Below are 26,377 nucleotides of genomic sequence, written 5' to 3' on the forward strand. Positions count from 1 at the left end.
AATGCTCCTAAATAGGAGCATTTTGAATGTTTTTTAACGATTTTTTCGATTAACGAACCCCGTGCATTAGTTTTTTAATTAATGGATGTAAAGCGAATGAAACCAGACCTAACAATATAGGTACTACAGTGAATATTAGAAAAAAATGAGATAAGCCACTCTCCTCTGTTATCTTTTCAATATCTCCACCTACATAATGAGCCATCTTGTTCCCTATAGCTATTGCCAAATAATAAACACCAAACATAAAGGCTACCATTCTAGGCGGAACCAATTTACTTAAATAAGATAATCCCATTGGGGATAAACACAATTCTCCAAGTGTATGGAACAAATATGCAAACACTAACCATATCATACTCAATTTAGCAGTTTCGGCTCCTAGAGGAACATTTCTTGCTGCAAAAGCTAACAAACCAAAACCAATAGCCATAATTATTAAGCCCAGACCATATTTAACAGATGCTGGAGGATTATATTTACTATCCCACCATTTAGTAAATAAAGGTGCAAATATTATAATAAATAATGAGTTAAGAATAGCAAACCACGTTATTTCTACCTCTTTTGCTTCTGCACTAAAATTGATATAAAGCTTATAAATCACCAACGCCCAAATTATCAAAAAACTTATAGCTAAAATAATATTTGACAAACTAATTTTACTGAACGTTTTTCTAAACAAACTAATAAGAACATAGGTGATTATTCCAATGGGAACAACAGTAACAATGGCATCAATAATCTTAAAAATTAAAGAAGCATTACCCTCGAGTACTCTATTAGTAAAATCTCTTGTATAAAGTGGCAGCGAACCAGCAGCTTGTTCAAAAGCTGCCCAAAAGAAAATTGTGAAAATACAGAAAATAGTAAAGGCAATCATTCTATCTCTAACCACGCTCTCATACCTTGGGATTCTTACGGCTAAAATTATGATAAATATAATTGCTGCTAGCAATGCAAAGAATAAAGAATCTGTCATGCCTGCAATAGTAATATTAAGAACGTTAATGTTACCAATTTTACTAAGTGGGTCGTTAATAATGAATATTAAAGCAGAAATAATAAAAACACCAACCAATAAATAATCAATAGACAAAAAAGGGTTTAAGTTCTCTTTTTTACTTTTGTCCTTATCAGAAGTATCAACTAATTCATCTATTAAATCTCTATTCTCATTCTTAGGTTTGGCTCCAATATTACCAAAAAGAGGCTGCGCATAATAAAACTGAAGCATACCTAAAAACATAAAAATTCCAGCAAGACCAAAACCGTAACTCCAACTAATGTTTTCACCAATCCATCCACATAACATAATCCCTAAAAAAGCCCCAGCATTAACACCCATATAGAAAATATTATATGCCCCATCTTTCTTTTCATTTCTTCCTTCATACATTTTTGAAATTATAGACGTCATGTTTGGTTTAAAAAAACCATTTCCTAGAATAAGAAGGGTAATCCCAATATATAAAAAAGTTGGTGTTTCTACAGCCATGGCAGCATGACCCAAAGTCATTAATAAAGCCCCAATAACCACCGCAAGCCTGTAGCCTATTTTATTATCAGCAAGCCAACCACCAACAATTGGTGTTAGATAAACAAACATGGCATAAGTTCCCAAAAGAGATAAAGCAGCTGGTTTATCCCATCCCCAACCGGGGTTGTCACCTGTTATAACTCCAGTTAGAAAAATCACTAAAATAGCACGCATTCCGTAATACGAAAAACGCTCCCACATTTCTGTAAAAAAGAGTACAAACAATCCAGAAGGATGTCCTAGAACAGTATTTTTAAAAAATTGATCGGTTGAGTTAGTTTCCATAGAGAAATTTATTTTAATTATAGACTAGAGGTACAATTTAAGTTTATTTATTTTACAGCACTTTCTAGCTCTTCAGCTCCATGTGTAAGTCTTTTTAAAGGTTTGAGAATTGCAATCACTAAAAACCCAAAAATAGTACAAAAAACGGCAATTCCAGTGAATATGGTAAATTCACCAAACTCTGATGCAGACTCCCCAAGCAATCCAGCCACTTTATTACCCAGACCTGTAGCAGCAAAATAAGCTCCCATCATAAAAGCCATCCACCTTTCAGGAGCTAACTTTGTAATAAATGATAACGCTACTGGTGAAGCACATAGTTCCCCTAAAGTATGAAATAAATAAGCTAAAACTAGCCATTGCATTCCAGATTTGGCTGTTACCTCTCCTGCGGCATTATATCCAACTTCTTGACTAGCAATTGACATGAAGAAAAAACCCCAACCCATTATAATTACACCGATTGCCATCTTAAATAATGAAGAAGACTCTTTTTTTCTATTCTTCCACCAAACCCAAAAGCTAGCAACTATAGTTGCAAAAACTAAAATAAAAATGGCATTTACAGATTGAAACCAACTTGCAGGGACATCAAATAAACCTAATGATAAATCTGTTTTTTGTTTGGCATAGACATTTAGTAATCCACCAGCCTGTTCAAAAGAACCCCAAAAAATAATTATTATTAAAAAAGATAGGTAAGTTACAAGTATTCTATCTTTTTCAACTTTATTACCATCATTATATACAACTATACCAACACCAACGGCAAAAGCCAAACCAATAACTAACAAACCGTAAGACCAAGAACCTCCAAACCAAATTATTAGACCTAGAGTGACCGTTATAGCAAATCCAATTATAGAATTGGTATGTTTGAAAATAGCAGTTAAAAGATTCTTACTATCGCCTTTTTCATCTTCATCTCTATCATCAATAACTAAGTTACCAACATGCTTTAAATGCCTTTGTCCAATAATATAAATAACCTGCCCTAAAGCCATACCAATTCCTGCAAGACCAAAACCATAATGCCAACCAATATTCTCTCCTACGTATCCAACTATTAGAGCTGCAGCTGCAGCTCCTAAATTTATTCCCATATAAAAGATATAGAAGCCAACATCCCTTTTATTTTGTTCGTTTTTAGGGTACAATCCTCCTACCATTGTTGAGATATTTGGTTTTAGCATTCCCACACCCAATACTATAAGTATCAAACCAGTGTAAAACGCCCACATTTGTTCTATTGCTAAAACACTATGACCAGCCACTAATAAGAGTCCTCCTACAAAAACAGATTTTCGTTGGCCTAAAATTTTATCTGCTATTATTCCTCCTGGTATGGACATAACATAAACAAACATGGTATACCATCCGTAAAGAGCTATAGCATTATCATTTGTCCAACCTAAACCTGGATTATTGGTAGCTGTTTCGGCAACTAAATAAAGCACTAATATTGCACGCATTCCATAATATGAAAAACGCTCCCACATTTCTGTTAAGAACAGTATATAAAGCCCAATTGGGTGACCAAATAACTCTTTTTGCTTTAATGTTACAGGATTTGCCATAATATTTTAATGTTAGTTAGTATTCTATCCTTTTATTTCAGTTCATTCTATTTTGAATTTTATTCAAATTCTCTTTTATCACCTAAATTTTCGTGAATAAAATTGGTCATTTTTCTAAACAAATGTAGTCTGGTGTTACCACCATAAATACCATGATTTTTATCAGGGTATATGGCCCAATCAAAATCTTTATTAGCTTGTATTAAAGCTTCAACCATTCTCATTGTATGTTGCACATGCACATTATCATCGCCAGAACCATGCACTAGCAAATAGTCGCCTTTTAACATTTCTGGATAATTAAAAGGAGAATTATCATCATATCCATCAGGGTTTTCTTGAGGGGTTCTCATAAAACGCTCGGTATAAATTGTGTCATAGAAGCGCCAACTTGTAACGGGTGCAACAGCAATGGCCATTTTAAATACATCATTCCCTTTTAGTAGACAATTGGTAGACATGTGCCCTCCATAACTCCACCCCCATATTCCAATTCTATCAGCATCTACATAAGGTAATTCACCTAATTTCTTAGCCACTTCTATCTGGTCTTCGGTCTCATATTTTACCAAATTCAAATACGTAACTTTTTTAAAATCGGCTCCTTTAAACCCAGTACCCCTACCATCTACACAAGCTATGATATAACCTTGTTGCGCTAAATGTTGATACCAATAATCATTATAACTGTGCCAACTATTCGCAGCTGACTGTGATCCGGGGCCAGAATATTGATACATCAACAAAGGATATTGCTTAGAATCATCAAAATTAGCTGGTTTTATCATCCACATATTCAAATCATTACCATTTACGTTAATGGTACTGAATTCCTTCTTAGAAATTTTATAATTTGAAAGTTCTTGTAATAACCTATCGTTATCCTTAATACCTTTGATGAGATTACCCGAATCAGCACTGTTTAAAGTGTACTTAGGTGGGGTGGTTGCATTTGAAAATGCATTTATAAAATAAGAGAAATCTGCACTAAATGAAGCACTGTTTGTACCTTCATTTTTGGTGAGCCTTTTTTTGTTTCTTCCATTTAACTTTACCGAATAAACATCCCTATTAATGGAACCGTTTTCAACCGATTGATAAAAAATTCGTTGGGTCTTTTCATCAAAACCGTAATATTCTGTGACTTCCCAACTGCCCATGGTTACTTGATTTATCAATTTACCTTTTTCTGAATAATGATAAATATGATTATATCCATCTGTCTCGCTAATCCAAAGAAAAGTATTGTCTTTTAAAAAATGTATGGGGTAGCCTTCTTCTATATAAGCTTCATCTTTTTCGGTTAAAATAATTTCGGATTGTTTTGTAACTGTATTGATTAACCAAATATGCGCTTCATTTTGATGCCGATTTAAATATATAGCACACAAATTATTTGCACTATTTGTCCATTTAAGTTTAGGTATATAAAAATCATCAAAGGTATTTTTAACTTTAATTTCATGGGATTTATTTGTTTCTAAATCATACATATGAATTGAAACCTTTGAATTATTTTCTCCTGCCTTCGGATATTTAAACACATATTGCTGTGGGTAAAGTGCGGTTCCGTAAACATCCATAGAAAACTCAGGCACATCAGTTTCATCAAATCTTATAAAGGCTATTTTGTTACTATCAGTATTCCAATCAAAAGCTTTTACAAACGCAAACTCTTCCTCATAAACCCAGTCTGTAACACCGTTAATTATACTGTTTTTTTTACCATCTGAGGTTATTTGCGTAGTATTGCCAGATAGTAAATCTTTTATATATAAATTGTTATCTAAGGCGAAAGCAACTTTGCTTCCATCAGGAGAAAACGTTGGTTCTTGAACCTTTTCATCATGTAACTTAACAACCTCTTCGGTATTTATATCATACACAAAATAAATAGCTCTACTAGAGTGTCTATATATCTGCTCTACCTCTGTTGCCAATAACACTTTCTGTTCATCATTACTAAAGGTATAATCTACAAAATATCTTAACTGTGGAATATTAGTTGAAGATACCAACGTTTGTACCTTTTCTAAAGTTTGATAATCATAAATATCAATAGACGTGGAACCTGTATTTCTATCAAAATTCAAAACCGAGTACTGCTTCCCATTTTCCATAGAATGCAATACATCCATGCTTTCGGTTCTAAAAACACCACCCCATATTTCCTCTAAACTAATTAATTGATTTTGAGCGCTTAATAATGAAGTTAAAATAAAATAAACGCAAATAGAAAATTTAAAATATCTCATTAAAATAATTTATATACTTGTACTTAATAAGACGCTTCACCTATACAATTACCTTACAATTTATAATAAAAAATAATAGATGTTTCTTAAAAAGAACTTATTTTAAAACAAAATGATGTCAATTTTACTAAAAATTATTCAAAACCTAACACTTATTAACACTTTATTACGCCATAAATATTAAGATATTCAATATTCATACCAAGAGTAGTATCTTTGCCTTTCTAAACAATTTTATATGAGTAAGTCTATTGCTGGTTTTTCAAAGCTTTCTAAGTCAAAAAAAATTGACTGGATTGTAGATACTTATTTTTCAAATGCCGAAAGTGCTAAAAATATTATAAAGCAATATTGGAATACCAACGAAAAACTACAACAGCTTCACGATGAATTTATTGAAAACACTATAACTAACTATTATTTACCACTTGGAGTTGCTCCAAATTTTTTGATAAATGATACGCTATACACTATACCCATGGCTATTGAAGAAAGCTCTGTTGTGGCCGCAGCAAGTAAGGCTGCTAAATTTTGGCTAGAGAGAGGTGGATTTAAAACAAAGGTGATTTCTACCACTAAAATTGGACAAGTACACTTTATCTATAAAGGTAATTTTGATAAGCTACAAACTTTTTTCAATACTGTAAAACCCAAACTCATTAGTACCACAAAACATATCACTTCTAATATGGAAAAACGTGGTGGTGGTATTATTGATATTGAATTGCGAAGTAAAACCGAGGCTATAAAAGGTTATTATCAACTTCATACCTCTTTTGAAACGCTAGATGCTATGGGTGCCAATTTTATCAATTCTTGTTTAGAACAGTTTGCAAAAACGTTTAGAGAAGAAGCTTTAAATTTCGATTTGTTTTCTGAAGATGAAAAGCAAATTGATATTATTATGAGTATACTGTCTAATTATGTCCCTGAATGTTTAGTAAGAGCCGAAGTAAGTTGTCATATTGATGAATTATCAGACAACAAAGTGGTTTCTGGAAGGGCATTTGCTGAAAAATTTGTTCAGGCGGTGAATATAGCTGAAATAGAACCTTACCGCGCTGTAACCCACAACAAAGGTATCATGAACGGTATTGATGCGGTGGTTTTAGCGACTGGTAACGATTTTAGAGCTATTGAAGCCTGTGTTCATGCCTATGCTGCAAGAAAAGGTCAATATGGCAGCCTAACACATGCTAAAATAGATAATGATATTTTTAAGTTTTGGATTGAAATTCCATTAGCTTTAGGCACTGTTGGCGGACTTACTAGTTTACATCCACTCGTTAAATTAGCTTTAGAGATGTTACATAAACCGTCAGCTAAAGAACTCATGCAAATTGTTGCTGTAGCAGGTTTAGCACAAAATTTTGCCGCCTTAAGATCGCTCACAACTACGGGCATTCAACAGGGGCATATGAAAATGCATTTGATGAATATCTTAAATCAGTTTGATGCTACTGCTATAGAAAAAGAAAAACTTGTTGAATATTTCAAAAAGAACACCGTGACGCATAGTGCCGTAGTTGAAGCCATTCAATATTTAAGAGCCAATAATTAATGCAAAATTTTTACAGCAACGGCAAGCTTTTGATTACAGGTGAGTATGTGGTTCTAGATGGTGCCATCTCCTTAGCTGTACCAACAAAATTTGGACAAAGTCTTAAAATTGAAAGCATTCCAGAGTCTATTTTACACTGGAAAAGTATTGATGAAAATGGTAACATTTGGTTTGAAAATCAATTTGAATGGCATGGTGAGATACTAAAACAAGCTCAGAATGATGACATTTCTAAAAGACTACTTCAAATATTTAAAGCTGTTAAAAAAATAAATCCAAGTTTTTTAAATGCTGGCGAAGGGTACAACATATCAACCGTTTTAGATTTTCCTAAAAATTGGGGGTTGGGAACCTCCTCAACCTTAATCAACAATATAGCACAATGGGCAAACATTGATGCTTTTAAGCTTTTGGAAGAAACCTTTAAAGGTAGTGGTTACGATATTGCTTGCTCTCAAAATAATACACCTATTACTTATAAACTAGATTATAAAACTCCAATAATTAATCAAGTAAGTTTTAAACCTTCGTTTGAAGAACACCTTTATTTTATTCACCTTAATAAAAAACAGAATAGTAGAGAAGGTATTGCACATTATAGAGCTCAGGATAAAGTAAATATTAATGAAACCATTAAAGAAGTTAATAATATCACTTTAAAAATGATTACTTGTGATTCTTTTGAGGAGTTTAAAAGATTAATGAATCAACATGAAAATATCATTTCTGATTTTACTAATCAAAAAACAGTTAAAGAATTACTCTTTAATGATTTTGATGGAAGCCTAAAAAGTCTTGGTGCTTGGGGAGGTGATTTTGTTTTGGCAGCATCTGATCAAAACCCCACCATCTATTTTAAGAGCAAAGGTTATGAAACTATTATCTCATACGCTGATATGATTTTATAAACATAAAATGACATATAAAAAGAAAGCCTCGTTAAATAACGAGGCTTTCTTTTAAATCCCTTATTTTTTTACTGTATTTGAGACGCTGCTCTATTATCTTCGATGTCTGCTGCAGCTTTTAATGCATTATATAATTTACTATTTACTATAGTAGATTTTTGCTGCTCAACTCTATTAGCTGCAGCTTGATAATTATCCAGCTCTACCGCTGGGGTCACTTTGGTAACCTGTAGCATATATACGCCTTTTTCTCCTACGATAAGCCCAGAAGTTTCTCCTTCATTTAAACCAAAAGCAGTTCCAACAACTAGAGGCTCTCTACCAGCACCAGAAATGGTTGGGTTTTTCATATTGATTGCAGAGGCACTTCTGGCAGTGGTATTTTCTGCTGTTGCTAAATCTTCTAATGTAGTAGCAGATATTCTTTCCTTGATTAATTCTGCTTTCTTCTCTTTTCTAATAATTGGCAAAACCGTAGCTGTAGCATCATCAACCGACATTAAACCGGCTTCATTTTTAGCCACTAATTGCGCTACTATATAACCACCTGGAATATTAAAACGTTTAATATCTCCAACTTTAGCATCATCCTCAAAAGTCCAACGAACAATTTGTCTTTGGTTACCAACACCTGGAATACTTTCGTCTAAGGCTTTAATACCTTCTAAAGGTCTAACCGTATATTTATTTTCTTCTGCTAATTCCTCAAATCCTTTTGTTGCAGCATCAATTTCAAATTTAGAGGCATCCCTGAAAATTTTAGCAGTAGTAGTTTCAGATGGCTCTATTTTTCTAGCGATAGTTCCTATTTGAACAGCTCTCTTCTTATCCTTCTGCCCTTCAATTTCAATAATGTGGAAACCAAAAACAGTTTTGACAACCCCTAAGTCCCCAACTTTACCTTCAAATTCAAAGTCATTAAACTCTGGAACCATCGTGTTGTATGGATGCCAATCATAACGTCCTTCGTTCTCAACACTTCCCTGATCTGATGAAAACTCCTTTACCAACTCTGGAAACTTAGAGCGATTACTTCTAATTACCTTTAATAAACTATCGGCTCTTTCTTCTGCTTGTTCTTCTGTTAAAGTTACATCTGGAGCGGCACTTTGTGAACCTATAAACGGAATTAAGATGTGTCTTACTTTTGCTGAGTCTGGAATATTTTTTTCTGCAATTAATTTTGAAATTTTAAAATGACCGGCTTCTTTGTATGGCCCATAAGTTTCTCCAACTTTTAAATTAAACAAACTATCTGCTACTTCAGAAGCTAATCCAGATTTAAATAAAAAGCGGTCATTAAACTTAATATCAGAATTTAAGTTGATGTATTCTGCGTTGTTTTTAACTTTTGAAAAAGCTATAATAGTATCTTTTCTACCAGTTTCATCAACAAATCTTCCATTTAAAAGGGTATTTAACCCTTCCTTGATAGCATTTTCATCTTCTAAAGAAGCAACTTCATTGAATTGCACAAATTTAATATCTCTAGATTCCTCAACTTCAAAATCCTTTTTATGATTGTTGATATATTTTGAAATTTCAGATTTTGACACTTTTACAATACTATCTGGAATTGAAGTGTAAGGCACTTGAACAAACTTAATATCTATTTTATTCCCTTCTAATTTATGCTCTAACTCACCTTCTGCTAAAGTTCCTGTTAGGCCCGCTCTTACCAAATTAAAATAGTTTTGTTGTAATCCGTTTGATGCCAAATTTTGCTCAAAATTAATCCAATCTGAGTATGTAAGTGGCTGGCCACCTATAAAACCAGGATTAGGAGCAATATCTTTGAGGTTAGCAATAAACTCGTTTAATTTGTCTTCATCAAATAACCCTGCCTCATTTAAAAACTGAGGGTTGCTAGCCATAGCATTCTTAATTAAATCTCTCATTTGATCTTTTTCAACAGAAATACCTAAGGCTTCAAATTGAGTTTCAAGAACTGCTGTTCTTACTTCTTGATCCCAAACTCGGTTCATAACCTGAGTATTGGTTGCATTGGGTCCCATTTGTCTTTGCATCGTTTCAGTTTTTTGCTGAAAATCCTCGCGTGTTATGTCTTTTCCATTAACAGATCCAACAACACTTTGTGATTTATCTGAGAAGCTAGCGCTTCCATCAAAAAGACCAGATAATACAAAAGCAAAAAGTGCCATAGCAATAACGAGAATTAATACTAAAGTTTTTTGCCTAATCTTATTTAAAATTGCCATTTTTTATATTTGATTTTTATAATCCGTTTAGGATTTTTTATTTAATAGTTGGATTTCCAATCAAATTAACATGATTGACGAAAATATCGTGCGCGAAAATAACATTTTCTATTTAATAATAAAAGCAGAAACAGCCATTAATTATCTTCTAACACCTTTAGTTTCACTAAATCAATTTTGGTATTAGAGACTTCTATAATGGTAAACTGAAAATTCTCAATTTTCACAACTTCATCCTTAGGAGGTATTTCTTCGGTATGGTTTACTATTAAACCACCAAGAGTTTCATAGTTTTCGCTTTCAGGAAGATTAATTTTGTATGTTTCGTTTATATAATCTACTTCTAATCTCGCTGAAAAACTATAAGTGACTTCATCTATTTTTTCTTCAATTAAATCTACAGTGTCATGCTCGTCTTCAATCTCACCAAATAACTCTTCAACAATATCCTCAACGGTCATAATCCCAGATGTTCCTCCATACTCATCTATTACCACTGCCATACTACGCCTTTTTTTTGTTAATACACTTAAAACATCTTTTATGAGAACCGTTTCAGGTACAAACTCAACCGGAAGCATCATAGACTTAATGTCTTTATGCTTTTTAAAAAGTTCAAAAGAATGCACGTATCCTAAAATATCATCTATAGTGTCTTTATAAACTAAAATTTTTGTTCTCCCAGTTTCAGTAAAAAGTGTGTTGAGTGTTTTTATAGACTCGCCAATTTCAACCGCAATAATCTCCGTTCTAGGCACCATCACTTCGCGAGCTTTTACTTCGGAAAACTCTAAGGCATTTTGAAATATCTGTATTTCAGAATCTACTTCATCATGTTCCTCAACAGATTCCATTTGCTCACTTATGTAATGCCCCAGTTCTACTTTTGTAAACGCTAATTGAATTTGGTCTCCTTCGGTTTTAAAAAATGTTTTTAATACCATATCTGATATCCAGATGACAAAACCCGATATGAAACTAAATAAAACATAAAAAATATATGCTGGTATTGCTAGTACTTTTATAAGCGTATTGGCATAAATTTGAAAAAACACCTTAGGTAAAAATTCGGCAGTAATTAAAATTACAAATGTTGAAATGACTGTTTGTGACAGCAGGCTTAAATCTGTTAGTAAATAATTTAAAAAGCTGCTTTCTGTATGTAATAAAGATTGGAACCAATCAACCAATAAATCACCCATAAAAAACCCATAGATTACCAAAGCAATATTGTTTCCTATAAGCATGGTAGTAATAAACTTTGATGGTTTTGCAGTAAGCTTACTTAAAACTTTGGCAAGTATACCCTCTTGCTTTTTCTCAATTTCAATATGAATTTTATTTGAAGACACATAGGCTATCTCCATACCCGAGAAAAATGCTGAAAGCATTAAGGAAACTACTATAATAACAACATAAATTGTCATTTACTAAGACTGGTTATTCCTATTCTGGAATTTTTTATTAAACCTTCTTCTGAAGTAAAACATGAAAACAGCTAAAGCTGCCAAACCTAGTGATATGTATGCGCCATTACTACCATCGCCCCATTTTGAAATACCATCATAGGTAAATAGAACAGCAAAAACTAAATAGGCGTATTGAAAGATACTTGAATATTTCATGTGTTTATTTATTTTTTTCTCAAGGGTTACGTGTAACATCCAAATAATCCTATTTCACTGTGTGTCTAAAAATTAGACATGGATGTTTCATTGTTTTAATTTAATGTAAAGATAAATAATTTAGGAAAGATATAGACTGAAACCAATTATTCTTCAACTGTAAAAATACCTGTAACCTCTAACACTTCGGCATTAGAAAATTCTCCATTAGAATCAAAACCATTACCATGTATAATATCTTGCCCTGAAGTAAATGTAACGGGCTGATTGGTAAACAACCACTCTTTTTTTCGGTCAAAATACAATTGATCAGACTTTAAAATTCTATTATCATGTGTCGTTATGACGACATTACCTTGTAAATCTATAATACTTGTTTTATCATACACAACGGCATAATCTGATACTACAGTACTCTTTTTATCTTTGTCAAAAATATTAAGTATAACACCATCGGTAAATTCGTAATAAGGAAAATCTCTGTTGGTATAATCAAACATTTTTTTTCCTATTAAATGCCTTGTAACCTTTCCAGAATCGGTATATTTAAGATTGAAATTCTCTGCTTCTCCTATAGGTTCATTTTCAGAAACACCAATTTTTTGGACTTCATTATAGTTGTCCTTACACGAAAAAAACATAGTCACAGTAAAAACTGTGACTATGCATGGTATATAATATGTAATTAATTGTTTCATGTATGGTGTTGAGTATTAATCACCCAAACTGAAAATCAATTATTTTATTGCAGGTACTGTTACAGAACCTCCTATCCAACAATTGAACTTTATCACCTGTCCTGAACAAGCACAACTAAAAATCTCAGCTTTTGATGGTGCTTTTGCTTTGTAATTAGCAACAGATTGACTAGCCGCTTTACTAAGCGTTGGGTCTACCCTTGCTGCTTTTTTTGCTTCGTCAGCAGCATACCAATACACGGCTCTTTTATTAAAGTTAGTATCACCACAATTATTAGCGCTAGCTGCATACATGGCCGCAATGGCTAAGTATGGGCGTCCGTTAGATGGATTAAGTTTTAATGCTTGTCTGTAATAATTTCTAGCAGCACTATAGTCACCTTTAGCTTTGAGTTTTGTTGCTATCTTGTAATACAACTTAGACTTTTTAAAATCGTCGGTTTCTAAATTAATTGCTTGTTCATAAAAACTAATCGCTTCGCTGGTTTTACCTTCTTTATCTTTAAGTAACCCTACATAAAATGCTGTATTAGCATCTGGCGATAAGGCGTTTTTTTGCTCAACTATTTTCACGAACATAGGATCATCTGTACATTCTTTCTGAAACATTAAGTTCATAGCACTTTGTAACCAAGCCGTATCATTCTTATTCTCATCAAAATTCTTTTGGTATAAAGGTATTAAATTCTCACAATTAGCCCTTGTACCTAGTTGACTATCAACACCTGATGAAATTTGATCATAGGCCTTTAAATAACTTTCATAAAATCTTTTATAACTACCTTCCTTTTTTGTTAGTGCTACTCCAGTGTCTTCTTTGGCTATTAATTTATTAAGCTTATTAGAATAATTTTTAACCTCGTCTTCAATTTTAGCAACAACGTCATCATACTTGTTAAACAGAGCCTGAGCCGGTTTTTTACCAGAATCAAACAATTCTACCATTAAAGAAAAATACGTATATAGACTTTTTGGATTGGTAAAGTTCTCTTTATCTTCATTGTAAACAGCATCAAAACATTCGTAAAGTTCTTGTGGTGTCTTATTGAGCTCATTTCTATAATCATACATCAATTGACATGCCATGGCTCCATACTTTCCTCTTGGTGTCTTACTAGGGAAATTTTCAGCTCTTTGTTCATAAAGTTTAATTAAATCATTTATATACCCAAATTTATCGGCTCCAGATGAATTCTCAATTTTATGTTCTAATATTTTTTCTCCATCAACATAAATGGCATTATTAAACTTTGGGCATTTATTTCTTACAGCCGACCAAGGTTCATAAGCAGCATCAAAATTTTTTGCTTTGACATATTCATGAAATATAGATAGCTTGGTCATGCACTCTTCGTCCTGTTGTGCAAAACCAAAACTCAATCCTATTAATAAGGTTAGTAAAAAAGTTATTTTCGTCTTCATGGTAATTAATTTACTCGTGTTTTGTTAGTTATATTTTCTTTTCTGGAACCAAATGTCGCCCAAAGATAAGCTTAATTGGAGATTAATAAAATTCTCTTGTATTAAATTACTATTAGTTGTTCCTCTTTTACCAAGCTCTAAACCTACATTGGCACTAGATAACCCTCCTCTTAATGGTAATCCTACACCAAAAGATATGCCAAACTCATCAATTGATTCTGTATTTAGATTAAGTCCCGTTTTTTCATATCGAACTCCTGCTCTGTAAATAGTTCTTTTCAAATAGTTATTGAGTGAATTGTAATCTGGGATATAAAAACCTCCAAAGGAAATTGTAGAAGCATCTTCGTAACTCGTACTAGCACTACTGTAAAGCGGATTGGAAAATTGACTGGTCTTTTGTAATGTGTATTCACCTCCAACAAACCAATTTCTAGGTTTTCCTATTCCTAACCCAAACGATATTTTGGATGGCAATACCAAATCTGTCTCTAATAAACCTAAAGCCTCCAAATCAATATCAATTAAATCATTTACAAACTCACGTCCCGTATTAGCGTTCGTAGTAATAGTAGCAATAGATCGTTCGTTTTTAGACACTAATGTACTCTCTGGTGTGTATGTGAAAGTGGTAGCTAACTCTAAACTTTCAGTTATTAAAGTACCATAAGATAATCCAATATTAAAATTTAAACCACTTAAATCTGAACGATTATTTTCTCTTGATTGAAATTGTGTTGGTATACCATCATCATATAAATATTCCACCGTACTATTTCTTACACTACCAAAGTTATATTGTGCATCAATACCTATGCTTAAACCTTTTGCAACTCTATAACCTAACCCAAAAAAAGCTTTATTTAAGCCCCCTTCTCCTGTAAATCTATTTTCTATATTATTATCGTCATTTAAAGACTCTAGTTTATACCCAACAGATGTATAAGGTAATAACCCAAAACCAAAACCAAATTCACCCATAGGTACAGTAAGCGCTACATAATCAAAGGTGGTTGAACTTGTTTTATCACTCTCTGAGGCTCCCTCTAAATTAATACTAGAATGACTTCCTCCAACTGTAAACTTTACCGGTCTATTCTCATCGTTAAGGTATGATAAATTATCAGTGGCATACGATGCAGGATTACGTAAATTAACATGAATACTATCTATGTAAACACCAATACCCCCCATGCTTCTGTTTTCAACTGTACCCTTAAATTTAAGACTTCCTATGCCATAAAAAGAGTACGGAGATGCTGTACCTTCTTGAGCATAACCATAAATGGCTATAAAAACAGTAAAAACTAATACAAGTTTTTTAATCATTCGTTTGAATTATATTGTAAAATGTAGTTTAAACCTTCTAAAAGAAAATTTGAATTGGCAAATATGCTATTTTTTAATTGTTTAGACAAGAAATTAGCATCTCCTCCTGTTAAAATAACTGTTAAATCAGGATATTTAAGTTTATAACTATCAATCATACCATCAATCTCATTTAAAGCTCCAAATATAACACCCGCATGCATGGATTCTTTGGTAGATACTCCAATAATATCTTTAGGTTGTTCTGTCTCTAATAACGGTAAGTTAGCAGTTAAATTATTTAATGACTTATAGCGGGTACGCAACCCAGGCGAAATAGCACCTCCTAAGTATTCATTTCTTGAGTTTATAAAATCATAAGTAATACATGTGCCCGCATCAATAACCAAGACATCTTTATTAGGGTACAGTCTCACCGCTGCACTTACTAATGCTATTCTATCTACCCCCAAGGTTCTTGGTGTCTTGTATTCGTTTTTAAAAGGAAGTCTAGTTTCTGAATTTAATATTAAAAGTCTGACAAATTCATTTATTTCTGATATGTCTTCATTATTCAATGTTCCCACGGAAGAAATAATCCCTTGCTTTATTGATTTAAATCTTTTAACTAACAACTTAACATTCTCAAATAGTGCATCACATTCTATAGTCTGTTTGTGTTTTAAAATAGTTTTACTGAAAACAGCAAGTTTAACAAAAGAATTTCCTACATCAACAATTAAATTCATAAGTCTGGTAAAAGGGTTAAAATTACAAAACGCAAATAATTATATTCTTAATTATTTGATAATATTAACTTCAAAGAAGCTGCTAACCCTTAAAATATGTTAATGATTTTTTTTGTATTTTTATTTTGGCGAATAATAAAATAGAATTTATATTTGCAACCGCTTTAGCGAGGTACCTTAGCTCAGTTGGTAGAGCAAAGGACTGAAAATCCTTGTGTCCCTGGTTCGATTCCTGGAGGTACCACTTAAAAACCCTGAAACAGCAATGTTTACAGGGTTTTTTGTTATAATAACATTTATTCTTCTAACAATTAAAAATTTCACACACACAATATAAATCTTAGTCTAAAAATTCTTTTTGTTATAAATTATTTTTATCTATACTTTTAGCTTGTGATAAAACTTTGTAATATTTGACACTAAATTTGATTGGATGGTAGAATTAAGTTCTTTAGACTATTTTTTAATAATTATTTTTTTTACAATCACACTTTCCATAGGATTATTGGTCTCAAAAAAATCTGGAAAAAACTCATCTGAATATTTCTTATCAGGTCGCACAATGCCATGGTGGTTATTGGGTATTTCTATGGTTGCCACAACGTTTTCTACTGACACTCCTAATTTAGTTACAGACATAGTTAGATCCAATGGCGTGTCTGGGAATTGGGTTTGGTGGGCTTTTTTAATAACTGGGTTACTTACAGTTTTTGTTTATGCTAAACTTTGGCGTAAATCTAATGTGAATACTGATATTGAATTTTATGAATTTCGTTACAGTGGAAAAGCTGCTTCTTTCTTAAGAAAATTTAGAGCCCTATATCTAGGAGTCATTTTTAATGTAATCACGATGTCGTCGGTAACACTTGCTGCGATTAAAATTGGAGGCATTATGTTAGGACTTGAACCTTGGGAGACGGTTATAAGTGCTGGACTAATTACAGTCATATTCAGTGCTTTAGGTGGTTTCAAAGGAGTTGTATATACCGATTTCATATTATTTTTTACAGCAATGGCTGGAGCAATTGGCGCTGCTTATTATTTAATTAACATTCCAGAAGTGGGTGGTATTGATGCCCTTATGGTTAATGAAAATGTATCTAGCAAACTTAATATTCTACCAGATTTTAACGATAATAAAGCTATTATAACCTTACTAGTTATTCCTTTAGCAGTACAATGGTGGAGTTCATGGTACCCTGGAGCAGAACCTGGAGGTGGTGGATATATAGCACAGCGTATGCTTGCAGCAAAAGATGAAAACCATGCTATAGGTGCTACATTTTTCTTTAATATTATGCATTATGCTTTGCGTCCTTGGCCGTGGATTTTGGTGGCATTAGCTTCACTAGTCGTTTTTCCCGATCTATCAAGTATCCAAGAAGCTTTTCCTAATATATCTGCAGATAAACTTGGTCATGATCTTGCCTATTCAGCAATGCTAACAAAGTTACCAAGTGGATTATTAGGCTTGGTGCTTGCTTCATTAGTTGCTGCTTACATGAGCACCATTTCAACACAACTAAATTGGGGTTCTTCTTATATAGTCTATGACTTCTATAAGCAGCAAGTTAACCCAAATGCTTCAGAAAAAAAATTAGTAGCAATAGGAAGACTATCAACTATTTCACTTATGATACTAAGTGCGCTTTTAGCTTTATTATTACAAAATGCACTACAATTATTTGATGCTCTTTTAATGTTTGGAGCTGGAACCGGTTTAATTTTTATTTTAAGATGGTTTTGGTGGCGAATAAACGCATGGAGTGAAATAACTGCAATGTTTGCCTCTGGAATTGTTACCATATTATTCAAATTCACATATATAGGTGATTATCTTTTTAATCATGACAATGGAATTTTTCATGATTACTATGAATATCCTATAAGCGTACTTATAACCACTGTTATATGGATAACTGCTACTTTTACAACTAAACCAGAAAACAAAGAAACCATGCAAAGTTTTTATAAGAAAATCCAACCAGGAGGCCCTGGGTGGAAAAAAATTGTTTCTGAGGCTAAAGCAGAGGGTATAGATATTGAAGATTCGAAAAAATGGAGTGTTCCTTCAGGAATTTTAGCTATACTACTTGGTTGCATTCTAATATATTCTTGCATGTTTGCTACTGGCTATTATATATATGGCAAGTACATTAATTCTGTATTGCTTGGTGCTATTGCAATAATTTCAGCTTATTTACTCAAGAATACGTGGAAAAAAATAAAAGAAAACGTTCTGTAATAAAAAAATTATGAGCAATTACCACATAAAACATTTAGAAGAATACTATCAGGTATATAGAAAATCGGTTAGAGAACCAGAAAATTTCTGGGAAGAAGTTGCTGAAGAGCATTTTATGTGGCGAAAAAAATGGGATACTGTTTTAAGCTGGGATTTTTCTAAACCCGAAGTAAAATGGTTTGAAGGCGCACAATTAAACATCACCGAAAATTGCATTGACAGACATTTAGCAACAAGAGGTGATAAAACCGCTATTCTTTTTGAACCGAACAACCCTAAAGAAGCTTCTGTTTCTATTAGCTATAGAGAACTTTCAGAACGTGTCAACAAATTTGCAAACGTTTTAAAAGACCATGGAATAGAAAAAGGAGACCGAGTGTGCATCTATCTTCCCATGATCCCTGAATTAGCAGTTTCGGTTTTAGCTTGTGCCAGAATAGGAGCCATTCATTCAGTTGTTTTTGCAGGTTTTTCATCAACGGCTCTATCCACTAGAATTAATGATTCTCAATGTAAAATGGTAATTACCAGCGATGGTTCTTATCGAGGAGCTAAAACTATAGACCTCAAGGGCATTGTAGACGAAGCTCTTAACGATTGCCCTTGCGTAGAGACCGTCTTAGTAGCTAGACGTATTTTGTCAGACATTAACATGAAAATTGGAAGAGACAAATGGCTACAACCTTTATTAGATGAGGCTTCTTCCGTTTGTGCAGCTGAAGTAATGAATGCTGAAGACGCCTTGTTTATTTTATATACATCAGGTTCAACCGGTATGCCCAAAGGCATGGTACACACAACGGCAGGCTATATGGTATATACTGCTTATACTTTTAAAAATGTATTCCAATATAGAGAAGATGATATTTATTGGTGTACTGCCGATATTGGCTGGATAACAGGACATAGTTACATCGTATACGGACCCCTGGCAAATGGAGCTACAACTGTTATGTTTGAAGGTGTTCCAAGTTACCCTGATTATGGTCGCTTTTGGGAAATTGTTGAAAAACACAAAATTAATCAGTTCTACACAGCCCCAACAGCCATTAGAGCTCTGGCTAAACAAGGGTTAGAAGTGGTTGAAAAGTATGATTTATCCTCATTAAAAACTCTAGGTTCGGTTGGAGAACCCATAAATGAAGAAGCCTGGCATTGGTACAACGATAATATTGGTAAAAAGAAAAGTCCTATAGTAGATACCTGGTGGCAAACTGAAACTGGTGGTATTATGATTACCCCCATCCCATTTGTAACACCTACAAAACCAACCTATGCCACACTACCTTTTATAGGAATTCAGCCAGCCTTGATGGATGAAAACGGATATGAAATTAAAGGTAATCAAGTTGATGGGCGCCTATGTATAAAATTCCCTTGGCCAAGTATGGCTCGCACCATTTGGGGAAATCATCAAAGATATAAAGACACATATTTTTCGGCTTTTGAAAACAAGTACTTTACTGGTGACGGTGCTTTGCGCGATGAGGTTGGATATTATCGAATTACTGGAAGAGTTGATGATGTTATTATTGTATCAGGACATAATTTAGGAACCGCCCCTATTGAAGATGCTGTAAATGAACATCCAGCAGTTGCAGAGTCGGCTATCGTTGGTTTTCCACATGATATAAAAGGAAATGCTCTTTATGGATTTGTAATACTGAAAGATACAGGTGAAAGTAGAGATCATACTAATCTTCGAAAAGAGATTAATCAAATAATAACAGAACACATTGGCCCTATAGCTAAACTAGATAAAATTCAATTTACCCAAGGATTGCCAAAGACACGTTCGGGTAAAATTATGAGACGTATTCTTAGAAAAATTGCCTGTAATGATACATCAAACTTAGGGGATACCAGTACATTACTAAATCCTGAGATTGTCCAGAGTATTATTGATGGAGCTAAGGACTCTAAAAACACCAACTGGTAAAGTTCTTTTCAAAAGAAAAAAGACTCTCATATAAGTGACATCCTTGTCGTTCTCAAAAATATTTACAACACTCTGTTATGTAGAGAAATTATTATCGACTTAAGATTTTATATTTTCATATTTTAGACCAAAACATAAAAGATGAGTAAAACATATTACGACCCCGCAGACCTAAGAAAATTTGGAAAAATCACAGAATGGAGCGAGGAACTAGGTAACAAATTCTTTGATTATTACGGAAAAGTTTTTGAGGACGGTGCACTTACTGCCAGAGAAAAATCATTAATTGCTTTGGCGGTAGCGCATACAGAACAATGCCCCTACTGCATTGACGCCTACACCAAAGATGGCTTACAACGCGGCATTACTAAAGAAGAAATGATAGAGGCTGTTCATGTTGGTGCCGCTATAAAAAGTGGAGCAACTTTAGTACATGGCGTTCAAATGATGAATAAAGTTAATAAATTAGATATGTAATTAATGGCTACAAAGTCACTTCATAAAAGCGAAAGTCAATTAGCAAACAGTAAACGGCAACTCGAAATTCTATCAAATGGTATTTTTCAAAATGGTGAATTACCCACTTTCAAAGATAAAATAGCCGAGAGTAATCAATTCCCACTTAAAGCAAAAAAACTAGAAATTCTACAAATTAATGTGGGGTACATGTGCAATCAGGTTTGTGAACATTGCCATGTTGATGCTGGTCCAGACCGCAAGGAAATCATGAGCCAAGACACCATGCAGCAATGTTTGGAGGTTATTAAAAATACTGGAGCTCATACCCTAGATTTAACAGGCGGAGCACCAGAAATGAACCCCAACTTCAGGTGGTTTGTAGAAGAAGCTTCTAAAGCAGGTGTTAAAGATTTTATAGTTCGCTCAAACCTTACTATCATTAAGGCTAACAAAAAATATGCTGATTTACCAGAATTCTTCAAAAAGCATAACGTACATGTTGTTAGCTCTATGCCACATTGGACACGCGGAAAAACTGACAAACAACGTGGTTATGGGGTTTTTGACAAATCCATTGATGCTCTAAAAGAATTGAATGCTGTAGGCTATGGTATGCCCAATAGTAATTTAAGACTAGATTTGGTTTATAACCCTTCAGGGGCATTTCTACCTAGCAATCAAGCCTCTATGGAAAGAGATTTCAAAAAAGCTTTGCTTGAAGATTTCGGGATTTATTTTCATAACCTATTCGCTATTACTAATTTACCAATTAGTAGGTTTTTAGATTACCTAATAGCCTCTGATAATTACGAAGACTATATGTACAATTTAGTGGAAGCATATAACCCAATGGCTGTAGCTAATGTGATGTGTACCAATACGCTCTCCGTGAGTTGGGATGGCTACTTATATGATTGCGATTTTAACCAAATGTTGGAATTACCTGTGAATAGTAAAGTGAAGCATATATCAGAATATAATGAGGATCTTTTAGAAGGCAGACCTATAGTAATCTCACAACACTGTTATGGTTGTACTGCTGGTGCGGGCAGTAGCTGTCAAGGTACTGTAGCTTAAATATTAGTTATGCAAAAAACTTTCTTTTGTTTTATTTTTTTAATTTCTACCTTAGGTTATTCTCAAAAGAACTTAGATCAATTACTTAAGAGATATAATTCGGGAAATATTCCGTATATTCATGTAGATGAATTGAAATCATACCCAGACAACATTATTCTTTTGGATGCCAGAGAACAAAGAGAATATGCAACTAGTCATTTAAAAGATGCTATTGCTGTTGGGTATGATTTCTTTAATATTGATTCTACCTCTCAAAAAATACCAAACAAAAATTCTAAAATTGTGGTGTACTGCTCTTTGGGTATTCGTTCTGAAGATGTTGCCGAAAAACTTAAAAAATCGGGATATAAAAACGTTTTCAATTTATACGGTGGAATTTTTGAATGGAAAAATAATCAACAAAAAGTTTACAATTTAAAAGAGCAAGAAACCGATAGCGTACATGCCTTTAGTAAAGATTGGAGCAAATGGTTACAAAAAGGTATTAAAGTTTATGAATAAGGCATTGATTATTGTTTTTGTTAAAAACATCAAACTTGGTAAAGTAAAAACACGTCTTGCCAAAACCATTGGAGACCAAGGCGCTTTTGAAGTTTATAGTGAGTTGGTGAAAATTACCGAAAGAGCACTTGAAAATCTAAGTATTGATAAACGTATTTATTTCTCAGATACCGTTGTGAATTCTAAATGGGAAGGACTCTATAAAACCGTTCAAAAAGGAGCTGACTTAGGTGAACGAATGAAAAGTGCTTTTTTAGATGGTTTTCATGACGGATACAACAGAATTGTTTTAATAGGCTCTGATTTACCAGACATAAAAGCGAAACACCTTGAAAATGGCCTATCTGCTTTAATTAAAAACGACGTGGTTTTTGGTCCAGCAGAAGATGGTGGTTATTATCTTATTGGAATGCGTAAAATGCATGAAATGTTATTTAACAATAAACCTTGGAGTCAATCAAATTTATTAAAAGAAACAATAAACGAGTTAGAATTTCATAACATAACATTTACTACTTTAGAGCTTTTGAATGACATTGATACTTTTGAAGATTTGATTGCATCAAAATTTTATCAATCGAATATAGAGTTACAAGAAAAAATTAAACAGTTACATGATTAAGTATATTGAAGAAACAGTAAATTATTTACTTGAAAAAGGATTTGAAAACCCAGAATTAGGCATCATTTTAGGTACTGGTTTAGGGCAATTAATTAACGAAATTGAGATTATCAAGGAAGCAAGCTACAATCATATTCCCAACTTTCCAACGGCCACCGTCGAGTTTCATAAAGGCAAACTTATTTATGGCATTCTTGAAGGTAAAAAGGTGGTTGTTATGCAAGGTCGTTTTCACGTTTACGAAGGCTATACATTACAAGATGTAACATATCCTGTGCGTATTATGGAGAAACTGGGTATTAAAGCACTTTTAGTTTCTAATGCCGCAGGCGCTATCAATTTAAACTTTAAAAAGGGTGAATTAATGCTTATAGATGATCATATTAATCTTCAAGGTAGCTCTCCATTAGCTTTTAGAGGTGTGGAACTCCTAGGAGAACGTTTCACAGATATGAGTATGCCCTATGATGAAGAAACTAACAGAACATTCCAATCCATTGCTAAAAAAAATAATATCGTTTTACACAAAGGTGTATACGCATCTGTTGTTGGTCCCCAACTGGAAACTCGGGCAGAATATCGTATGTTAAAACTTATTGGAGCCGATGCTGTGGGGATGAGTACTGTTCCAGAAATTATAGTTGCCAATCACCTTAAACTTAAAGTAGCAGCTGTGTCAGTTTTAACGGATGAGTGCGACCCAGATAACTTAGAACCTATAAATATTGAGGATATTATAGCCAACGCTTCTAAAGCAGAACCTGATATGATAACCTTATTTAAAGAATTGATTAAGACCTTATAATTATGAGCAATTATCTAGATACCACACACGATGTTTATAAACAAGCTGCTTTAACTCCCGATGTTGGACTGTGTTGCACTACAAATCCCATATGGGAACTACCAGGATTAAAAATACCGAAAATCATGCAAGAGATGAATTATGGTTGTGGTTCTACAGTTCATGCCAGAGATTTAAGCAACAACCCAAAAATGCTGTATGTTGGAGTTGGCGGAGGCATGGAACTTTTACAGTTCTCCTATTTTAATAGGGAAAAGGATGGTGTGGTAGGTATTGACGTAGTTGACGAAATGCTGGAAGCCTCTAGAAAAAACTTTAAGGAAGCTGAGACATTAAACCCTTGGTTTAAAAGTGAATTTGTTGATTTACGAAAAGGAGATGCGCTTAATCTTCCCGTTCAAGATAACAGTATAGATGTAGCGGCTCAAAATTGTTTATTCAATATTTTTAAAGAAGAGGATTTAAAAAAGGCCATTGCCGAAATGTTTCGCGTATTAAAACCTCATGGACGATTGGTAATGAGCGATCCTACTTGCGAACAACCAATGAGTGAGTCACTTAGAAATGATGACCGTTTACGTGCTTTATGTCTTAGTGGAAGTTTACCCATAAAAGACTATGTAACAATGCTCACCGATGCCGGTTTTGGAACCATTGAAATTAGAGCCAGAAAACCCTACCGTATTTTAAGTCCGAAACACTACGAAACCGATGAATTGATATATATAGAATCTATTGAAGTAGCAGCCATAAAAGACCCCATGCCTGCTGATGGCCCTTGTATATTTACTGGTAAAGCAGCGATCTATTTTGGAGATGATGATTTTTTTGATGATAATGCGGGACATATTTTAATAAAAAATCAACCTTTGGCGGTTTGTGATAAAACGGCAGATAATTTAGCAGCATTAAACAGAGATGATATTTTCATAAGTGAATCTACCTATCATTATGACGGCGGTGGCTGTTGCTAGTTGTTAATTTTTTATGATGCGCAATTTTTTATGCCTTACTTTTTGTGTTTTCTTGTTGGTATCCTGTAGAGGAACAAAAAAGACAATTGAAATATCTGAAAGACCACAAGAAAAGAGTGTCAATAAAAGTATCACAACTACAGTTGACACTATTGAAACTAGACCCGATATTAGCAATATTGTATTTGAAGATAGGTTAGATAAAGTAACTGCTAACGTTTCCACTGAGCATCAATTATGGAATAATCTTTTAGAAAAATATGTTTCAAATGATGGGTTAGTAGATTATCAAGGTTTTAAAAAAGATTACATTAAACTTGAAGAATATATTACAGTTCTCCAAAATTCTCTACCCAAAAAAGAAAGTTCTAAAAACTACAAGTTAGCTTACTGGATTAATGCCTATAATGCATTTACTGTTGATTTAATTTTAAGACATTATCCTATTAAAAGCATTAAAGAAATCAATAAACCATGGAAGCAACGACTCTGGAAATTAGAAGATAAATGGTACAATTTAGATGAAATAGAGCATCAGATTTTACGAAAAATGAACGAACCACGTATTCATTTTGCAATAGTTTGTGCGTCTTACTCTTGCCCAAAACTTCAAAATGAGGCTTTTACCACTTTCAATTTAGAAACTCAATTAAGAAATGCAACCAAAGAGTTTTTAAGCGATACTGAACGTAATGAAATTTCAGAAAACGAATTGAAACTATCTAAAATATTTCAGTGGTTTTCCAAAGATTTTAATAATGGTTCTTTAATTGATTATTTGAACGTGTATACTGACGTAAGCATTTCAGAAAAAGCCAAAATTAGTTATAAAGATTACAGTTGGAATCTCAATGAATAAAATCTCTATCATCATACCTGTTTTAAACGAAGTTTCTAATATAAAGTCGCTACTTTCATACCTTATTGAAAACTCTTCGAAAACCAATATTTCAGAAATTATTGTCGTAGATGGAGGGAGTTTTGATGGAACAAAAAAAGTGGTTGACTATTTTGCCACTAAATATGATGCCTATGTTCAATTAATAACTTCTAAAAAAGGAAGAGCCAAACAAATGAATAATGGTGCTAAATATGCTACTGGCAATATATTATATTTTTTACATGCCGATTCCTTTCCTCCAAAAAACTTCGACAATTATATTTTAAATGAAATAAAAAAAGGCAATAATGCTGGTTGTTTTAGAATGCAATTTGATAGTAGCCACTGGTGGCTTAAATTGGCTGGTTGGTTCACTCAATTTAATTGGAGAGCATGTAGAGGAGGAGACCAAAGCCTATTCATTACCAAATCTTTATTTTATAAGATTGGTGGTTATGATGAAAGTTATACCATATATGAAGACAATGATTTAATAAGCAAGCTTTATAAACACAAACAGTTTGTGGTAATTCAAGAATGGTTGGTAACATCATCTAGACGTTATAAAACCAATGGCATGTGGAAATTACAATATCATTATTGCACTATTCACATAAAAAAATGGTTGGGTGCAGATGCTCAAACTTTAAATAAATATTATTTAAAGCATATTATTCTTAAAAAATCATAAAACTCATGTAACAAAAAGTTAATTAGGTGGTCGT

General features: G+C 33.3%; 22 protein-coding genes and 1 tRNA gene. 13 read left to right on the top strand and 10 right to left on the bottom strand.

What is annotated here, in order from left to right; genetic code table 11:
- Positions 1–49: 49 nt before the first annotated feature.
- Genes DFQ02_RS01090 through DFQ02_RS01100 form a run of 3 tightly spaced genes read right to left on the bottom strand, consistent with a single transcriptional unit; the run spans position 50 to position 5,657 of the window.
- On the bottom strand, positions 50–1,825 hold the full coding sequence (locus tag DFQ02_RS01090; protein WP_116039139.1) for a peptide MFS transporter: 1,776 nt from the start codon (positions 1,823–1,825) through the stop codon (positions 50–52).
- Positions 1,826–1,872: 47 nt separating this feature from the next.
- Positions 1,873–3,402: a peptide MFS transporter gene (locus tag DFQ02_RS01095; protein ID WP_116039140.1), complete on the bottom strand. Its 1,530-nt coding sequence runs from the start codon at positions 3,400–3,402 to the stop codon at positions 1,873–1,875.
- A gap of 59 nt (positions 3,403–3,461) precedes the next feature.
- Positions 3,462–5,657: a S9 family peptidase gene (locus DFQ02_RS01100; protein ID WP_116039141.1), complete on the bottom strand. Its 2,196-nt coding sequence runs from the start codon at positions 5,655–5,657 to the stop codon at positions 3,462–3,464.
- A 238-nt stretch (positions 5,658–5,895) separates the two neighbouring features.
- Here DFQ02_RS01100 and DFQ02_RS01105 point away from each other — a divergent pair, with 238 nt between their 5' ends.
- Both DFQ02_RS01105 and DFQ02_RS01110 read left to right on the top strand, forming a co-directional pair.
- Positions 5,896–7,218: a hydroxymethylglutaryl-CoA reductase, degradative gene (locus DFQ02_RS01105; protein ID WP_116039142.1), complete on the top strand. Its 1,323-nt coding sequence runs from the start codon at positions 5,896–5,898 to the stop codon at positions 7,216–7,218.
- On the top strand, positions 7,218–8,126 hold the full coding sequence (locus tag DFQ02_RS01110; protein ID WP_116039143.1) for a GYDIA family GHMP kinase: 909 nt from the start codon (positions 7,218–7,220) through the stop codon (positions 8,124–8,126). Before DFQ02_RS01105 ends, DFQ02_RS01110 begins: the two co-directional genes overlap by 1 nt.
- Before the next feature lie 68 nt (positions 8,127–8,194).
- Here DFQ02_RS01110 and DFQ02_RS01115 read toward each other — a convergent pair whose 3' ends face one another.
- The 7 genes from DFQ02_RS01115 to DFQ02_RS01145 form a co-directional block, all read right to left on the bottom strand.
- Entirely contained in the window at positions 8,195–10,345 is a 2,151-nt protein-coding gene (locus DFQ02_RS01115) for a SurA N-terminal domain-containing protein (RefSeq protein ID WP_116039144.1), read from the bottom strand.
- 137 nt (positions 10,346–10,482) lie between these two features.
- Positions 10,483–11,772 (bottom strand): hemolysin family protein, encoded by a 1,290-nt coding sequence (locus DFQ02_RS01120; RefSeq protein ID WP_116039145.1) that lies wholly within the window; start codon positions 11,770–11,772, stop codon positions 10,483–10,485.
- Between the two features lie 3 nt (positions 11,773–11,775).
- Positions 11,776–11,970, bottom strand: a complete 195-nt coding sequence (locus DFQ02_RS01125; RefSeq protein WP_116039652.1) for an LPXTG cell wall anchor domain-containing protein — start codon at positions 11,968–11,970, stop codon at positions 11,776–11,778.
- Positions 11,971–12,116: 146 nt separating this feature from the next.
- On the bottom strand, positions 12,117–12,668 hold the full coding sequence (gene lptC / locus DFQ02_RS01130) for an LPS export ABC transporter periplasmic protein LptC (protein WP_116039146.1): 552 nt from the start codon (positions 12,666–12,668) through the stop codon (positions 12,117–12,119).
- A gap of 39 nt (positions 12,669–12,707) precedes the next feature.
- Positions 12,708–14,090, bottom strand: coding sequence for a tetratricopeptide repeat protein (locus tag DFQ02_RS01135; protein WP_116039147.1), 1,383 nt, complete (start codon positions 14,088–14,090; stop codon positions 12,708–12,710).
- A gap of 24 nt (positions 14,091–14,114) precedes the next feature.
- Entirely contained in the window at positions 14,115–15,419 is a 1,305-nt protein-coding gene (locus DFQ02_RS01140) for a hypothetical protein (RefSeq protein ID WP_116039148.1), read from the bottom strand.
- A complete protein-coding gene (locus DFQ02_RS01145) occupies positions 15,416–16,147 on the bottom strand; it encodes a type III pantothenate kinase (protein WP_116039149.1) in 732 nt (243 codons plus the stop codon). Before DFQ02_RS01145 ends, DFQ02_RS01140 begins: the two co-directional genes overlap by 4 nt.
- Positions 16,148–16,318: 171 nt before the next feature.
- Here DFQ02_RS01145 and DFQ02_RS01150 point away from each other — a divergent pair.
- The 11 genes from DFQ02_RS01150 (at position 16,319) to DFQ02_RS01200 (ending at position 26,343) form a co-directional block, all read left to right on the top strand.
- Positions 16,319–16,391, top strand: a tRNA-Phe gene (locus DFQ02_RS01150).
- 189 nt (positions 16,392–16,580) lie between these two features.
- Entirely contained in the window at positions 16,581–18,392 is a 1,812-nt protein-coding gene (locus DFQ02_RS01155; RefSeq protein WP_116039150.1) for a sodium:solute symporter family protein, read from the top strand.
- A gap of 10 nt (positions 18,393–18,402) precedes the next feature.
- Positions 18,403–20,331: an acetate--CoA ligase gene (gene acs / locus DFQ02_RS01160; RefSeq protein WP_116039151.1), complete on the top strand. Its 1,929-nt coding sequence runs from the start codon at positions 18,403–18,405 to the stop codon at positions 20,329–20,331.
- A 141-nt stretch (positions 20,332–20,472) separates the two neighbouring features.
- The gene (locus DFQ02_RS01165) at positions 20,473–20,808 is read left to right on the top strand and encodes an arsenosugar biosynthesis-associated peroxidase-like protein (protein ID WP_116039152.1); all 336 of its coding nucleotides are present in this window, start codon (positions 20,473–20,475) and stop codon (positions 20,806–20,808) included.
- A gap of 3 nt (positions 20,809–20,811) precedes the next feature.
- Complete coding sequence (gene arsS, locus DFQ02_RS01170; protein WP_116039153.1) at positions 20,812–21,867, top strand: arsenosugar biosynthesis radical SAM (seleno)protein ArsS; 1,056 nt, start codon at positions 20,812–20,814, stop codon at positions 21,865–21,867.
- A 9-nt stretch (positions 21,868–21,876) separates the two neighbouring features.
- A complete protein-coding gene (locus DFQ02_RS01175) occupies positions 21,877–22,371 on the top strand; it encodes a rhodanese-like domain-containing protein (RefSeq protein WP_116039154.1) in 495 nt (164 codons plus the stop codon).
- Positions 22,313–22,993 (top strand): TIGR04282 family arsenosugar biosynthesis glycosyltransferase, encoded by a 681-nt coding sequence (locus tag DFQ02_RS01180; RefSeq protein ID WP_116039155.1) that lies wholly within the window; start codon positions 22,313–22,315, stop codon positions 22,991–22,993. Before DFQ02_RS01175 ends, DFQ02_RS01180 begins: the two co-directional genes overlap by 59 nt.
- Positions 22,986–23,798, top strand: coding sequence for a purine-nucleoside phosphorylase (locus DFQ02_RS01185; RefSeq protein WP_116039156.1), 813 nt, complete (start codon positions 22,986–22,988; stop codon positions 23,796–23,798). The genes DFQ02_RS01180 and DFQ02_RS01185 overlap by 8 nt, the downstream gene beginning before the upstream one ends.
- 2 nt (positions 23,799–23,800) lie before the next feature.
- Complete coding sequence (arsM, locus tag DFQ02_RS01190; RefSeq protein WP_116039157.1) at positions 23,801–24,772, top strand: arsenosugar biosynthesis arsenite methyltransferase ArsM; 972 nt, start codon at positions 23,801–23,803, stop codon at positions 24,770–24,772.
- Between the two features lie 13 nt (positions 24,773–24,785).
- Positions 24,786–25,631, top strand: a complete 846-nt coding sequence (locus DFQ02_RS01195) for a DUF547 domain-containing protein (protein WP_116039158.1) — start codon at positions 24,786–24,788, stop codon at positions 25,629–25,631.
- The gene (locus DFQ02_RS01200; protein WP_116039159.1) at positions 25,624–26,343 is read left to right on the top strand and encodes a TIGR04283 family arsenosugar biosynthesis glycosyltransferase; all 720 of its coding nucleotides are present in this window, start codon (positions 25,624–25,626) and stop codon (positions 26,341–26,343) included. The genes DFQ02_RS01195 and DFQ02_RS01200 overlap by 8 nt, the downstream gene beginning before the upstream one ends.
- Positions 26,344–26,377: the final 34 nt, after the last annotated feature.

Origin of the sequence: Seonamhaeicola aphaedonensis, assembly GCF_003386195.1 — a bacterium.
In the GTDB taxonomy this organism is placed as follows: domain Bacteria; phylum Bacteroidota; class Bacteroidia; order Flavobacteriales; family Flavobacteriaceae; genus Seonamhaeicola; species Seonamhaeicola aphaedonensis.